14 protein-coding genes and 1 pseudogene are annotated in these 14,533 nt (G+C 64.7%); 8 read left to right on the top strand and 7 right to left on the bottom strand.

Annotated features, from left to right (window positions below; translation table 11 throughout):
- Positions 1-267: 267 nt before the first annotated feature.
- From HPC46_RS13740 to HPC46_RS13730, 3 genes are all read right to left on the bottom strand, one after another.
- On the bottom strand, positions 268-753 hold the full coding sequence (locus HPC46_RS13740) for a Pycsar system effector family protein (RefSeq protein ID WP_325096658.1): 486 nt from the start codon (positions 751-753) through the stop codon (positions 268-270).
- Complete coding sequence (locus HPC46_RS13735) at positions 753-1,370, bottom strand: adenylate/guanylate cyclase domain-containing protein (protein WP_233716412.1); 618 nt, start codon at positions 1,368-1,370, stop codon at positions 753-755. Before HPC46_RS13735 ends, HPC46_RS13740 begins: the two co-directional genes overlap by 1 nt.
- 153 nt (positions 1,371-1,523) lie before the next feature.
- Entirely contained in the window at positions 1,524-2,258 is a 735-nt protein-coding gene (locus HPC46_RS13730) for an adenylate/guanylate cyclase domain-containing protein (protein WP_179470648.1), read from the bottom strand.
- 430 nt (positions 2,259-2,688) lie between these two features.
- Here HPC46_RS13730 and HPC46_RS34975 point away from each other — a divergent pair.
- Both HPC46_RS34975 and HPC46_RS13725 read left to right on the top strand, forming a co-directional pair.
- Positions 2,689-2,900: pseudogene (locus HPC46_RS34975) on the top strand (hypothetical protein); the annotation flags it as partial.
- Positions 2,901-2,950: 50 nt separating this feature from the next.
- Positions 2,951-4,063 carry an NDMA-dependent alcohol dehydrogenase gene (locus HPC46_RS13725; protein ID WP_179470646.1) on the top strand — a complete coding sequence of 371 codons (1,113 nt, stop codon included), beginning with the start codon at positions 2,951-2,953 and terminating at the stop codon, positions 4,061-4,063.
- 21 nt (positions 4,064-4,084) lie between these two features.
- On the opposite strand, the gene fadA6 is transcribed toward HPC46_RS13725, so the two are convergent.
- From fadA6 to ipdE1, 4 genes are read right to left on the bottom strand one after another with little or no spacing between them, the layout of a single operon-like run.
- Entirely contained in the window at positions 4,085-5,242 is a 1,158-nt protein-coding gene (gene fadA6 / locus HPC46_RS13720; RefSeq protein ID WP_179470645.1) for a steroid 3-ketoacyl-CoA thiolase FadA6, read from the bottom strand.
- Positions 5,243-5,255: 13 nt separating this feature from the next.
- Positions 5,256-5,849: a TetR family transcriptional regulator KstR2 gene (gene kstR2 / locus HPC46_RS13715; protein WP_179470643.1), complete on the bottom strand. Its 594-nt coding sequence runs from the start codon at positions 5,847-5,849 to the stop codon at positions 5,256-5,258.
- Positions 5,846-6,637 (bottom strand): (5R,7aS)-5-hydroxy-7a-methyl-1-oxo-2,3,5,6,7,7a-hexahydro-1H-indene-carboxyl-CoA reductase, encoded by a 792-nt coding sequence (gene ipdF / locus HPC46_RS13710; protein ID WP_179470641.1) that lies wholly within the window; start codon positions 6,635-6,637, stop codon positions 5,846-5,848. Before ipdF ends, kstR2 begins: the two co-directional genes overlap by 4 nt.
- Entirely contained in the window at positions 6,637-7,785 is a 1,149-nt protein-coding gene (gene ipdE1, locus HPC46_RS13705; RefSeq protein WP_179470639.1) for an acyl-CoA dehydrogenase IpdE1, read from the bottom strand. Before ipdE1 ends, ipdF begins: the two co-directional genes overlap by 1 nt.
- 70 nt (positions 7,786-7,855) lie before the next feature.
- Here ipdE1 and fadD3 point away from each other — a divergent pair, with 70 nt between their 5' ends.
- Genes fadD3 through HPC46_RS13675 form a run of 6 tightly spaced genes read left to right on the top strand, consistent with a single transcriptional unit; the run spans position 7,856 to position 14,508 of the window.
- The gene (fadD3, locus tag HPC46_RS13700) at positions 7,856-9,394 is read left to right on the top strand and encodes a 3-((3aS,4S,7aS)-7a-methyl-1,5-dioxo-octahydro-1H-inden-4-yl)propanoate--CoA ligase FadD3 (RefSeq protein WP_179470637.1); all 1,539 of its coding nucleotides are present in this window, start codon (positions 7,856-7,858) and stop codon (positions 9,392-9,394) included.
- Positions 9,394-10,548: an acyl-CoA dehydrogenase family protein gene (locus HPC46_RS13695; RefSeq protein WP_179470635.1), complete on the top strand. Its 1,155-nt coding sequence runs from the start codon at positions 9,394-9,396 to the stop codon at positions 10,546-10,548. Before fadD3 ends, HPC46_RS13695 begins: the two co-directional genes overlap by 1 nt.
- Complete coding sequence (locus HPC46_RS13690; protein ID WP_179470633.1) at positions 10,545-11,501, top strand: acyl-CoA dehydrogenase family protein; 957 nt, start codon at positions 10,545-10,547, stop codon at positions 11,499-11,501. The genes HPC46_RS13695 and HPC46_RS13690 overlap by 4 nt, the downstream gene beginning before the upstream one ends.
- Positions 11,498-12,445, top strand: a complete 948-nt coding sequence (gene ipdE2, locus HPC46_RS13685; protein ID WP_179470631.1) for an acyl-CoA dehydrogenase IpdE2 — start codon at positions 11,498-11,500, stop codon at positions 12,443-12,445. The genes HPC46_RS13690 and ipdE2 overlap by 4 nt, the downstream gene beginning before the upstream one ends.
- 10 nt (positions 12,446-12,455) lie before the next feature.
- Positions 12,456-13,337, top strand: coding sequence for a patatin-like phospholipase family protein (locus HPC46_RS13680; protein WP_179470629.1), 882 nt, complete (start codon positions 12,456-12,458; stop codon positions 13,335-13,337).
- A gap of 10 nt (positions 13,338-13,347) precedes the next feature.
- A complete protein-coding gene (locus HPC46_RS13675) occupies positions 13,348-14,508 on the top strand; it encodes a pyridoxal phosphate-dependent aminotransferase (protein WP_179470627.1) in 1,161 nt (386 codons plus the stop codon).
- Positions 14,509-14,533 lie beyond the last annotated feature (25 nt).

The raw sequence follows: 14,533 nt of genomic DNA, 5'->3' as shown, positions 1-14,533 counted from the left end.
CGGCGCCGTCTTCCACAAAGGCAAGCTACTCGAACGCCCCGCCGACATCACACCGCCCGAGCCGGCCGAATCAACCGAAACGGAGGTCGCCTGAAACACCCCGATCCACAGGTATTGACAATTCCTCTGTGGCAATAACGGCCAACGCAGCACATTTATTCGACGCATAAGCACTCGCGCCGCATTCCAAATTGAATCCGTTGCTCGGCCTCGCATTTGAGAATTATCAAAGTCGGCCGACTTCCTTTAACTACGACGGGCCTGGCTTCAGTACGTGGCGCATATGCCCAGCGCTAAAACACCGACCGGCGCAAGGCTCATGGATATCTGCACAAGCCGGTGCTTCATCCACGCGATCTTACTCATATCCACCAGCTGTTTCGAAAGGACAGGGAGGAGCTCCTCGCTCTCAATCCGTTCTTGAACAGCTTCAGGCAGCAGATGTCGTAAATGTCCGAAGTAGACGAAGTTATTGACCGATTCCGCTTTGAGATTGGCTCCACGAAGCCGTGGGCGTACTACCCATGCTGCGCACAATACTGCAGCGATAAGTAATGCTATGCCAAGGACATACCACACGACCGCCCAACCGCTGAGGTTGCTAAACACGCGCTTATCCCCGGACAATGTGACAACTCCGGCAAGAAGTGCAGCCTCGATCGTTAGGGCGAACGACGCCTTTGTATCAACCTTGCCAGTCCAGTCGACCAGCGCGGCGTGGATCTTCCAAGCAGTATCGATAGGGTCGGTCACTAGATGCCCCAGTAGGTGTTTGAGCCATAGACTGTGTTGAGGGTGCCACCGATCTCAACACGCGAGTATAGCTTGGACCAGCAGTTCTGTCGGTACCCATTCGAATCGTAGTAGAGCAGGTCTTCGGTCAGTTCACCTATCACACGGTCGGTGACGTAGGTAGTGTGGCCCTGCTTTAGATCACTCAGTTTCGCGGCAATGTTTGGTGCCCCACCAACTGAGATGAGGTCGTTGTTGTTCCGTGCGCCGCCTCGAACGATCAAAGACTCGCCAGTGTCAATCCCAACCCTGTGTCCAATGTTGCAGAAGTCTTCGCCATCGCTCCAGTTTGACTTGATCGCAGGACGGATAACTTCGATAACTGCCCAGTTGATGGCGAACGCAGCCCGCACTGCGTTCCAATTCTTGTCTTCCCCTATGAAAATCGCCATTACTCTGTCGCCGTCGAACGATCGGATTTCGCCGCCGAAGTTCCGCAGGATACGAGTAGTGCTGTTGACAAAAGCGCGGATAATTTTTGCAGCGGTTTCCTTATACAGGCTTTGGGCGATCTTGCTGGAGTCGGCCAGGTCCGCGTAGGCGTACGTCGCCTCAATAAGCCGTCCGCCATTCTTCATGACGACGTCCTCAGTTTTGGGGACTACGGTTCCGTTAGTAATATTCCACGAAGCTGTCATAATATCGTCCACGCTGGATTCAATGGTTGGGAACAAGAGTCGTTTCCTCCTAATGTGGGTGCTATCATCTTCCGAAGGCTCGGGGGCATTGCCTTACGAAAATGTCCAGTGGTAGCTGCTTCGGTAGTAGGCGTAGCTTTTTCCGCCCATATTCAAGGAATACGTTCCGTCCCACATGTTCGTTCCTTTGGACAGCTTGTGCGAGTCCGAGAGCCCCCCATAGGTCCCTTTCCCAATACGGGTTACGTAGCCCGCCTCGGTTCCGTCTCCTCGCACATCGCTGAGCTTCGCCGCGAGATTGGGAGCTGAGCCTATGGAGATCATGTCATCACTCCCACGGAAGCCAGCGCGGGCCAAGAGCGTTTCGCCAGTAGCGATTCCACTCGTCTGTTTAAGGGTCCAGCCAGCATCCTTGAGAGCAGGGATTTCCTTATGCAGCGCTGGAGTCACGATCGTGTTGACCGCCCACTTGATGTGCATTGCAGCTTTGACGGCACGGTCTTCCTTACTTGGCCCCGTAAAGATTCCCATAACGCGGTCTCCGTCGAAACTACGGATGTGACCGTTCAAATGCCGAATGATCTTTGTACTCACATTGAGGAAAGCACGGAAAGTCTGGGCGGCAGCCTCCTTGTCCGCTGTGGCTGCGAGGCCGGACGAGTTGAGCATGTCCGTGTACAGATACGTGGCAGAAACGAGCTTGCCCTCCGAGTATCCGAGTTCAACAGCTTCAGGTACTGAGGTATTAGATTGCTGCATCTTTGTGATAGTCATCGGCTTTCTGACTGTTTTGTCGAGTTGCGCATTGACCTCGTCGAGTAGACCCACATCGCCTCCATCACGTTAGGGAATCCGACTCTATTCGAGACGGCCGACTTGCACACATAGTAATGGGAATTTGACCGAATCAAAATTATCCGACAAATGGCGACATATCACGGAACCTTTGGGCCCAGTATCGCGCGCCTTACGGGCCGTTCTTACGGGATCCTTGGCGACTCGGGCATAACAATTCCGGAATGCCCACCACTTGCACGATTCCGGTCGTGCTACTAGCCCCGTAGCGGCCCATCGCGTGTCGAGTGCCAGGGAAGCGCTTGATTGATGCAAGTCCCTCGACTGCTCATACGGACGAAGTCGGTCGTGCCGGCGACTCGATGTCTGCCGGCGCTAGCCTCGCGTGATTGTCCTGAACTTGGCCGCGATCGAACGCGAAGAACGTCTCCATCACTCGCCACGCGGTCGACATGTCTGACCCGCCGCGACGGCAGTAGTGGCGGCCAAGAGCACCATCCGGTTTCCGGAGATCAACGCTCAAAAGGCCCGGAGAACGGCGGAATAGGTATCGGAGGGCAGGAGCGCAGCGACCCGGGAATAGGTATCGACGATGTCACCGAGTACTTCTTGGTGGGCAGCTTCGCGAGTTGGATCGTGGCGCTCGGCGGGCTCGCGCTGACCACGTTGGGTTAGCTTCCCGAATCGTCGTCGGCGGACGGCGTCGGCGTCATACCTTGGGCAACATGAAAATGAATGCCGCCATCCTGTGGGAGTACGGGCACGACTGGAATGTCGAGGAAGTCGAGCTCGACCCGCCGAAGGACGGCGAAGTTCTCGTCTCGTTCGAGGCGACCGGACTGTGCCATTCCGATCACCACATTCGCGACGGCGATCTGGTCGCACCCATTCCATTGATCGGCGGCCATGAAGGCGCGGGCGTCGTCCTGGAGGTCGGACCCGGGGTGCGCGACCTGAAGGTCGGCGACCACATCGTCGCCGCGTTCCTGCCGGCCTGCGGACGATGCCGCTGGTGTGCGACCGGCAAGTCCAACCTGTGCGACATGGGTGCCGAGATCCTGACGGGCCTGCAGCCCGACGGCACCTTCCGGCGCCACGCGCGCGGCCAGGACATCTTCGCCGCAATCGGTTTGGGCACCTTCGCCCCGTACGGCACGGTGCCGGAAGCGTCACTGGTCAAGATCGACGACGACATTCCGCTGACTCGGGCCTGCCTGCTCGGCTGCGGTGTCACCACCGGCTGGGGCTCGGCGGTCAACACCGCCGACGTCCGCCCGGGTGACACCGTGGTGGTGATCGGTTGCGGGGGCATCGGAAGCGGCGCCATCCAGGGCGCGCGGCTGGCGGGCGCGGAGAAGATCGTCGTGATCGACATCGTGGAGAGCAAGCGGGACAAGGCTTTTCTGTTCGGTGCCACTCACTTCGCGACGTCGATCGCCGAAGGCACTGAGCTGGTCCGGGAGCTGACCAAAGGTGTGATGGCCGACTCCGCGCTGCTTACCGTAGGTCTGGTCAAGGGCGAAATGATCAATGACGCACTGGAATTGGTCAGTAAGGGCGGCACCGTGGTGCTGACCGCGCTGGCGGCGATGACCGACGTGACACCGGTGCTGCCGATGACGATGTTCACGCTCTTCCAGAAGCGGCTGCTCGGCAGCCTCTACGGACAGGCCAACCCGCGTGCCGACATCCCGAAACTGCTCAGCCTCTACCGCGAAGGCAAGCTGCTGCTCGACGAGACCGTCACCCACGAGTACAAACTGGGTGAGATCAACAACGCCTACGACGACATGCTCGCCGGCCGCAATATCCGCGGAGTCGTCCTCCACGAACACTGAGGCGGCCGGCGGCGAAAGTCGTTACAGCCGTTCGATGATCGTGACGTTGGCGGTGCCGCCGCCTTCGCACATCGTCTGCAGGCCGTAGCGGCCGCCGCGACGCTCGAGCTCATTGAGCATGGTGGCGAACAGCTTGGCACCGGTAGCGCCCAGCGGGTGGCCGAGCGCGATCGCACCGCCGTTGGGGTTGACCTTCTCCGGGTCGGCCTTGGTCTCCTTGAGCCACGCCATCACCACGGGCGCGAACGCCTCGTTGATCTCGACCACGTCGATGTCATCGATCGTCAGGCCGGCCTTGTCCAGCGCGTACTTGGTCGCCGGGATCGGGCCGGTGAGCATGAACACCGGGTCGGCGCCGCGGGCGCTGATGTGGTGGATGCGGGCCCGCGGGGTCAGCTTGTGGTCCTTGACAGCCTGCTCGCTGGCGAGCAGCACGGCGCTGGCACCGTCGGAGATCTGGCTGGCCATCGCGGCGGTCAGGCGGCCGCCCTCGCGCAGCGTCTTGAGGCCGGCCAGCTTCTCCAGGGTGGACTCGCGCGGGCCTTCGTCGGTGCGGAACTCACCGACCGGGACGATCTCGTTTTCGAAGTTCCCGTTGCGGATGGCCGCGAATGCCTTGTCGTGGCTGCCCTTCGAGAACTCCTCCATCTCCTCGCGGGACAGGCCCCACTTCTCGGCGATCATCTCGGCGCCACGGAACTGGGAGATCTCCTGATCGCCGTAGCGGTGCAGCCAGTTCTCCGACTCGTTGGTCGGCGAGGTGAAGCCGAACTGCTCGGCGACGGTCATCGCCGACGAGATCGGGATACGGCTCATGTTCTGCATACCAGCGGCCAGGATCAGGTCGGCGGTACCGGCCATGATGGCTTGTGCGCCAAAGGAAATCGCCTGCTGGCTCGACCCGCACTGCCGGTCGACGGTGACGCCGGGCACCTCTTCGGGGTAACCGGCGGCCAGCCAGGTGTTGCGGGCGATGTTGCCGGCCTGCGGCCCGATGGTGTCCAAGCAGCCGGCCACCACGTCGTCGACGGCACCCGGGTCGACGTCGACCCGATCGAAGATGCCGCGGTACGCCGCCACACCGAGGTCGATGGGGTGCACGGCGGCCAACGATCCGTTTCGCTTGCCGACCGCGGTGCGTACGGCGTCGATGACGTATGCCTGTGATGCGGGGGCCATGTCGATCTCCTTGTCAGTTGTTGGGCGCGGCTATGCCGCCCAGGACGATGGCGAGGTACTGCCGGCCGACTTCCTCGGCTGTGAGCGGCCCACCTGGTTGATACCAACGCACGGACACCCACGTGGTATCCCGGATGAACCGGTAGACCACGTCGACGTCGATATCGGGGCGGAAGTAGCCCTGCTTGACGCCCTCGTTGAGCAGGTCAAGCCACATCTTGCGTTGCTCTTTGTTGCGCGCGTCGACGAAGTCGAACTGTGGCAGCGACGAGAGCCGCTTGGCTTCGTCCTGGTAGATGACCACCTGAGCGTGCCGGTGTTCGATCGCCTCGAACGACGCCATGAACAAGCCTTTGAGTCGCTCGAGCGGATTGGGCTCGGTGGCGATCACCTTCTGGTAGCGGTCGAACAGCCAGTCCAGGAAGTCCCGCAGGACCTCCTCGACCATCTGCTCCTTGCTCTTGAAGTGGTGATAGAGGCTGCCGGATAGAATGCCCGCCGAGTCGGCGATATCGCGCACGGTGGTCGCACGCAGGCCTCGTTCGGCGAACATCGTCGCGGCGAGCACCAGAAGCTCGTCGCGACGACTGACCGGCTGCTCTGTCACGCTCGCTGGCTCGAGACCGAAATGACTTCGCCGGTCAGGTAACTCGAGTAGTCACTGGCCAGGAAGGCGATGGTGGCGGCAACTTCCCACGGCTCGGCGGCGCGGCCGAAGGCCTCGCCCTCGGAGAGCCGGTCGAGCAGGTCGGCCGAGCTGACCTTCTCCAGAAACTTGTGCCGGGCGATGCTGGGCGAGACGGCGTTGATGCGCACGCCGTGCTCGACGGCTTCGATTGCGCTGCAACGGGTCAGCGCCATCACACCCGCCTTGGCTGCGGCGTAGTGCGACTGGGAATGCTGCGCCCGCCAACCCAGGACGCTGGCATTGTTGACGATCACGCCACCGTGGCCGGCCTCGCGGAAATAGCGCAGCGCTGCACGGGTCGCGCGCATCACCGACGTCAGTGTGACGTTGAGAACGCGATCCCAGTCTTCGTCGGTCATATCGATGACAGGGGTTTCACCACCGAGCCCGGCATTGTTCACCAGAACGTCCAGTCGGCCCATGCGGGCGGTGGTGGACGCGATCAGCGCGTCGATTTGAGCGGTGGACGTCACGTCGCAGACCACGGCTTCGACCCGGCCGAGGCCCAATTCGGCTAGTTGGTCCCGGGTTTCACCGAGCCGGCGCTCGTGGTGATCGGAGACCACAACGTCGGCGCCTTCGAGCAGGGCGCGCCGGGCTGTTGCCGACCCGATGCCGGTGCCCGCCGCCGCGGTCACCACGACGACCTTGCCGGTCAGCAGACCGTGGCCCTCGACCTCTTCGGGGACCTCCGACAGTGGCGCCACTAGCCTTTCACCTCTCGGGGTAGGCCGAGCACCCGCTCGGCGATGATGTTGCGCTGAATCTCGTTGGAGCCGCCGTAGATCGTGTCCGATCGGGAGAACAGGAATAGGCGCTGCCACTCGTCGAAGTCACCGTCGGTGATGAGCAGGCCGGCGCGCCCCTTGATGTCCATGGCCAGCTCACCCAGATCGCGATGCCAGTTGGCCCACAACAGCTTTGACACGTTGTCTTGGCCGGGTTGCTCGACGTCCATGGTCGCCATCGCATAGGACCGCATGGTCTGCAGGCCGGCCCAGGACCGGGCCAGCCGCTCCCGGATCAGTGGGTCCTCGATCGCGCCGGTGGTTTTGGCCAGTTCAGCGATACCGGAAAGCTCACGAGCATAACGGATCTGCTGGCCGAGGGTGGACACGCCGCGCTCGAAGGTCAGCGTTCCCATGGCCACCCGCCAGCCGTCGCCCGGCTCGCCGACCACCAGGTCGGCGTCGGTGCGGGCGTCGGTGAAGAAGACTTCGTTGAATTCCGAATCACCAGTCAGCTGGATGATAGGGCGGATCTCCACCCCGGGCTGATCTAGCGGCACCAGCAGGTAGGACAGGCCGGCATGCCGCTTGGAGCCCTTCTCGGTGCGGGCCACCACGAAGCACCACTGCGCCCAGTGCGCCAGCGAGGTCCATACCTTCTGCCCGTTGATGATCCACTGGTCATCGTCCAAGACAGCGGCAGTGGAGACGTTGGCCAAATCGCTGCCTGCACCGGGTTCCGAATAGCCCTGTGACCACAGCTCGGTGACGTCGAGAATCTTCGGCAGGAACCGCTGCTGCTGCTCGGGGGTGCCGAAGGCGATCAGGGTGGGCCCGAGCAGTTCCTCACCGAGGTGGTTGACCTTGTCGGGGGCGTTGGCTTTCGCGTACTCCTCGTAGAACGCCACCCGGTGGGCGACCGAAAGTCCGCGACCACCGTGCTCGACCGGCCAGCCCAAGCAGGTCAGGCCCGCCGCGGCCAGATGACGATTCCACGCGAGACGCTCTTCGAAGGCTTCATGCTCGCGGCCCGGGCCGCCGAGGCCCTTGAGCGCGGCATATTCACCGACGAGATTGTCAGCGAGCCACTCGCGGACCTCCGCCCGGAACTCCTCGACCGTGATCACCCCTGTAGGCTAACCTACCAAGCACTTGCTTTGTTAGCCCGGGCCGGGCGATCAGTTCAGAGGAGTCTCGATGACGAGCGCCCCGCGCACCACACCCGCGGTGCTGGACCGGATGGCACTCGACTTCGCCGACCACGACGCCCTGATCACCGAGGATCGCAGCTTCACCTTCGCCGAACTGCGCGACGAGGTGCGCCGGGCAGCCGCCGCCATCATCGGGTTCGGCGTCCAGCCCGGCGACAAGGTCGCGATCTGGTCGCCCAACACCTGGCACTGGGTGATCGCCTGTCTAGCCACCCACTACGCCGGCGCCGTGATGGTGCCGCTGAACACTCGCTACACCGCGTCTGAGGCCGCCGACGTCCTGGCCCGCACCGAGGCGCCCGTGCTGTTCGGGATGGGCCGCTTCCTCGGCGCCGACCGCGTCGCCGAACTGGATCGCGCCGCGCTGCCTGCGCTGCGCCACATCGTGCGCATCCCCATCGACGAGAACGACGGGACGTGGGACGAGTTCCTCGCCGGACCCCGGGCCGAGCCGTCCGAGGTCGACGCCCGGGCGGCCGCCGTGCAACCCGACGACCCGTCCGATGTGCTGTTCACCTCGGGCACCACCGGGCGCAGCAAGGGCGTGCTGTGCGCGCACCGACAATCGCTGGCGGCACCCGCCGCGTGGGCGGAGTGCGGCCAGCTCACCAGTGCCGACCGCTATCTGTGCATCAACCCGTTCTTCCACAACTTCGGCTACAAGGCCGGGATCCTGGCCTGCCTGCAGACCGGCGCCACCCTGATCCCCCAGCTCACCTTCGACCCTGAGCAGGCGATGCGGGTGATCGCCGAGAAGCGCATCACCGTTGTGCCGGGGCCGCCCACGATTTTCCAGACGCTGTTGGACCACCCGGCCCGCAAGAACTACGACCTGAGCTCGCTGCGCTTCGCGGTGACCGGTGCGGCGACCGTGCCCGTCGTGCTCATCGAGCGCATGCAGGCCGAACTCGACTTCGACATCGTGCTCACCGCATACGGACTCACCGAGGCCAACGGCTTCGGCACCATGTGCCGGGCCGACGATGACGCCGTCACCGTCGCCACCACCTGCGGACGACCGATCGCCGACTTCGAACTGCGCATAGATGCTCCCGATGACACCGGCGCGGGCGAGGTGTTGCTGCGCGGACCCAATGTGATGCTGGGCTATCTCGACGATCCGGCGGCGACGTCGGCCGCCATCGACTCTGACGGTTGGCTGCACACCGGCGATATCGGCACCGTCGACGACGCCGGCAATCTGCGTATCACCGACCGGCTCAAGGACATGTACATCTGCGGCGGCTTCAACGTCTACCCCGCCGAGATCGAGCAGGTGCTGGCCCGCCTCGACGGTGTGGCCGACGCCGCTGTCATCGGCGTGCCCGACGAGCGGCTCGGCGAAGTCGGACGCGCCTTCATCGTCCGACGCGACGGCAGCGGCCTCGACGAGCAGGCCGTCATCGACTACACCAAGAAGCACTTGGCCAATTTCAAGACCCCACGCTCGGTGGTCTTCGTGGAATCACTACCACGAAACCCCGGCGGCAAAGTGGTCAAACCCACACTGCGAGAGATGGTTTGATGGATCTGCGCTACGACGACGCCACCGAAGAGTTCCGCAACGAGGTGCGCACGTTCCTCTCGGCCAACTCCGACAAGTTCCCGACGAAGTCCTATGACAGCGCCGAAGGGTTCTCCCAACACCGCGTCTGGGACCGCATCCTGTTCGACGCCGGCCTCTCGGTAGTCACCTGGCCGGAGAAGTACGGCGGTCGTGACGCCACCCTGCTGCAGTGGGTGGCCTACGAAGAGGAGTACTTCCGCGCCGGTGCGCCGGGCCGCGCCAGCGCCAACGGCACCTCCATGCTGGCGCCGACCCTGTTCGCGCACGGCACCGAAGAACAACTGGACCGCGTTCTGCCGAAAATGGCCAGCGGCGAGGAGATCTGGGCTCAAGCCTGGTCGGAACCGGAGTCGGGCAGCGACCTGGCCTCGCTGCGCTCGACGGCCACCCAGACCGACGGTGGCTGGCTGCTCAACGGCCAGAAGATCTGGAGCAGCCGGGCGGTGTTCGGCGACCGGGCATTCGGGCTGTTCCGCTCCGATCCGACCGCCGAACGGCATCGCGGGCTGACCTACGTCATGTTCGACCTCAGGGCCGACGGGGTGACCGTGCGCCCGATCGCCCAGCTCGGGGGCGACACCGGCTTCGGAGAAGTGTTCCTGGACAACGTCTTCGTGCCGGACGCCGATGTCATCGGCAGCGTCCACGACGGCTGGCGCGCCGCAATGAGCACATCGAGTAACGAGCGTGGCATGTCACTGCGCAGCCCCGCCCGCTTCCTCGCGCCTGCCGAGCGACTGGTCTCCCAGTGGCGGGAACGGGGATCCGACCCGGCGATCGCCGATCGCGTCGCCGACGCGTGGATCAAGGCGCAGGCCTACCGGCTGCACACCTTCGGCACCGTGACCCGGATCGCCGGGGGCGGTGAGCTGGGCGCCGAGTCGTCGGTGACCAAAGTGTTCTGGTCCGACCTCGACGTCGCCCTGCACCAGACTGCTTTGGAATTGAGGGGGGCCGACGCCGAACTGACCGACGGCTGGACCGACGGTCTGTTGTTCGCACTCGGTGGCCCGATCTATGCCGGCACCAATGAAATTCAGCGCAACATCATCGCCGAGCGGCTGCTCGGGCTGCCCCGAGAAAGCTCAGCGAGTGCAGGAGCGAAGAAGTGAAATTCGCACTCGACGAACAGCAGCGTGACTTCGCCGCCAGCATCGACGCCGCGCTCGGGGCCGCTGACGTGCCCGGCGCGGTCCGCGCCTGGGCCGAGGGTGACACGACACCCGCCCGCAAGGTGTGGTCAGCGCTGACCGATCTCGGCGTCACCGCCCTGGCCGTGCCCGAGAGGTACGACGGCATCGAAGCCCACCCGGTCGATCTGGTGGTCGCCTTGGAGCGGCTCGGCCGCTGGAATGTTCCCGGTCCGGTCACCGAATCCATTGCGGTGGCGCCGATTCTGCTCGCGGAAGACGATCGATCTGCCGGCCTGGCCGCCGGCGAATTGATCGCGACGGTCGCATTGCCGCCTGCGGTGCCCCGCGCGGTCAACGCCGACTTCGCCGGGCTGACCCTGCTGGCGCACGACGGCAAGGTCAGTGACGCGAACGTCGGCGACGGACATGAATCCGTCGACGCCAGCCGAAAGCTCTTCGACGTCACCGCCACCGGCGAGGCCCGAGAAGCCGACGTGGCACGCGCATACGAGTTCGGTGCACTGGCCACCGCCGCGCAACTCGTCGGTGCCGGTCAGGCGATGCTGGACATGTCGGTCGAATACGCCAAGCAGCGCAGCCAATTCGGCCGGGTCATCGGCAGCTACCAGGCGATCAAGCACAAGCTGGCCGACGTCCACATCGCGGTGGAGCTGGCTCGCCCCCTCGTGTACGGCGCGGCGCTGTCGCTGGCCGACGGATCTCCCGACACCGCACGGGATGTCAGCGCCGCCAAGGCTGCCGCGTCGGATGCCGCGCTGCTGGCGGCGCGGTCGTCGCTGCAGACGCACGGCGCCATCGGGTTCACCTCCGAACACGATCTGTCGCTGTGGCTGTTGCGGGTGCAGGCGTTGCACTCGGCCTGGGGCGACCCGGCCAGCCACCGCCGTCGAGTGCTGGAGGCGTTGACATGACATCCCTTGACGAACGGCAGATGCTGCGCGACACCGTCGCCGCACTGATCGACAAGCACGCCTCACCGGCCGCGGTGCGCGAAGCGATGGACTCGGAACGCGGGTACGACGAAGCGCTGTGGGCAATGCTCTGCGAGCAGGTCGGCGTCGCCGCTCTGGTGGTGCCCGAGGAGCTCGGCGGTGCCGGTGGTGAATTGGCCGATGCTGCAGCGGTTCTCGAGGAGCTGGGCCGTGGGCTAGTCCCGACGCCGCTGCTGGGAACGACACTGGCCGAGGTGGCGCTGCTCGCCGCGGACGACCCTGACACCGACGCACTCGAGCAGCTCGCTGCGGGTGAGTCGATCGGTGCGGTGGTGTTCGATCCCGGCTACGTCGTGAACGGCGATGTCGCTGATGTGGTGGTGGGCGTCGAGGACGGCAAGCTGGCCCGCTGGAGCGAGGTCACCGCCGAGGCCCTGCAGACCATGGACCCGACCCGTCGCCTGGCCCGCGTGTCCGCCGGTTCCACCGTGGTGATCGGCACCGATCCCGGCCTGGCCGACACTGCGGCGATCCTGCTGGCCGCCGAGCAGATCGGCGCCGCGGCACGGTGCCTGGAGCTGACTGTCGAATACACCAAGGAACGCGTGCAGTTCGGCCGACCGATCGGCAGCTTCCAAGCCCTCAAGCACCGGATGGCCGACCTGTACGTCGCGGTGCAGTCGGCGCGCGCCGTCGTCGGCGATGCGATCGCAGCGCCAACGCCGGTGTCGGCGGCGCTGGCCCGGCTGGCCGCCACGGAGGCGTTCACCAAGGTGGCCGGCGAGGCGATCCAGATGCACGGCGGCATCGCGATCACCTGGGAGCACGACATCCAGCTGTACTTCAAGCGGGCCCACGGCAGCGCCCAGTTGCTGGGCTCGGTGTCCGATCAACTCCGCCGGCTCGAATCCCAGGTGCTCTAGCCTAGGCACCATGCCGACCGGTTCCATCGAGGATCTTCCCCGACCGATCGGCTACGTCCTGGGCGGCGGCGGCAGCCTCGGCGCTATCCAGGTCGGTATGCTGCAGGCGCTCAGCGAGAGGGATGTCGCGCCCGACCTGGTGACAGGTACCTCGGTTGGATCGATCAACGGGGCGGTGCTGGCGTCTGATCCGAACGGTGCCGCGAATCGGCTCTCCCACGCATGGGCCCGCATGACACGGGAGAAGGTGTTCCCGGGTGGCCTCATCGCCCAGGCGCTGATGCTGCAGCGAGTCAAGACACACTTGTTTCCCAATACCGGGCTGGCCGAGATGATCGCCGAATTCCTCGGGGCCACAGCAGAATTTGCCGACCTCGAGCTTCCGTTCGCCGCCGTCACGATGAACATCGCGACCGGACAACCGCACGTGATCCGCGAGGGTTTACTGCTGCCCGCCCTGTTGGCGAGTGCCGCTATCCCCGGCATCTACCCGCCGGTGGAGCACGACGGCCTGCGCCTCTACGACGGCGGAGTGGTCGCCAACGTACCCATGCGGCAGGCGGTCGCCATGGGAGCACGCTCGCTCATCGTGCTCGACTGCTTCTTCCCCGGCCAGCTGCCTGGGTCTACCGACACCATCGCCGACATCCTGCTCTACACGGCGCTGGTCACCACGCGCACGCAGGCGGTAGCGGAGGCCGCCCTCGTTGCCGCGGAGCTACCCGTGGTGTATCTGCCCGGGCCCGTGCCCAGACTGATCTCGCCGCTCGACTTCACGCATACGACCGAGTTGATCGAGGACGCCTACACGTCCTCGCGACTGTTTCTGGACAACCTCCAGATAACCGGGCGCGGGCTGTACGGTCTGCACCCGCCGGAGGCGGTGTTCTAGCGTGACCGGAGTGAACAACCGCGTTGCGCTGCGAGCCGGGATCCCGCCGTTCTATGTGATGGACGTGTGGCTGGCCGCCGCAGAGCGCCAACGCACCCACGGCGACCTGGTGAACCTATCGGCGGGCCAGCCCAGTGTCGGTGCCCCCGAGCCGGTCCGCGCGGCCGCGGCCGCCGCACTGGAAGCCAACCAGCTCGGTTACACCGTCGCGCTCGGTATCCCAGAGCTGCGCGAGGCGATCGCGGAGTCCTATTTCGGCCGTTACGGCCTGGACGTCAGCGCCGACGACGTGGTGGTGACCACCGGATCCTCGGGCGGATTCCTGCTGGCGTTCCTGGCCTGCTTCGACGTCGGTGACCGAGTGGCCATCGCCAGTCCCGGCTATCCCTGCTACCGCAACATCCTGTCGGCGCTGGGCTGCGAGGTCGTGGAGATCCCGTGCGGCCCCGAAACCCGGTTCCAGCCGACCGTGCAGATGCTGAGCGAGCTGGAGGCGCCGGTGCAGGGCGTGATCGTGGCCAGTCCCGCCAACCCGACGGGCACGGTGATCCCGCCGGCCGAGCTGGCAGCCCTCGCATCGTGGTGCGATCAGACCGGAGCCCGGCTGATCAGCGACGAGGTGTACCACGGCCTGGTCTACCCCGGCGCGCCGGAGACGTCGTGCGCCTGGCAGACGTCGCGCAATGCCGTTGTCGCGAACAGCTTTTCGAAGTACTTCGCCATGACGGGCTGGCGGCTGGGTTGGCTGCTGGTGCCCGAGGAACTGCGTCGTGCGGTGGACTGTCTGACCGGGAATTTCACCATCTGCCCGCCGGTGCTGCCCCAATTCGCCGGAGTGGCGGCGTTCACACCCGAAGCCGTCGCCGAGGCGCAAGGCCATCTGCACCACTACGCGGCCAACCGGGAAACTCTGCTGGCCGGCCTGCGTGACATCGGCATCACCCGGCTGGCGCCCACCGATGGCGCATTCTACGTCTACGCCGACGTCTCGGACTTCACCTCGGACTCGCTGACATTCTGCGAAAAGCTGCTGGCGGATACCGGATTGGCGATCGCGCCGGGGATAGACTTCGACCCGGTACGCGGCGGGTCGTTCGTACGGCTGTCATTCGCGGGTCCGTCCACTGATATCGACGAGGCGCTGCGCAGGCTGGGACCCTGGCTTCGTTGACTTGTCAGTGGAGCGGTGTACTGTC

It is taken from the genome of Mycolicibacterium vinylchloridicum, from assembly GCF_013404075.1.
Taxonomy (GTDB): domain Bacteria; phylum Actinomycetota; class Actinomycetes; order Mycobacteriales; family Mycobacteriaceae; genus Mycobacterium; species Mycobacterium vinylchloridicum.
The sequence above is the reverse complement of the archived record's forward strand: the minus strand, read 5'-3'. Positions and strand labels throughout refer to the sequence as shown.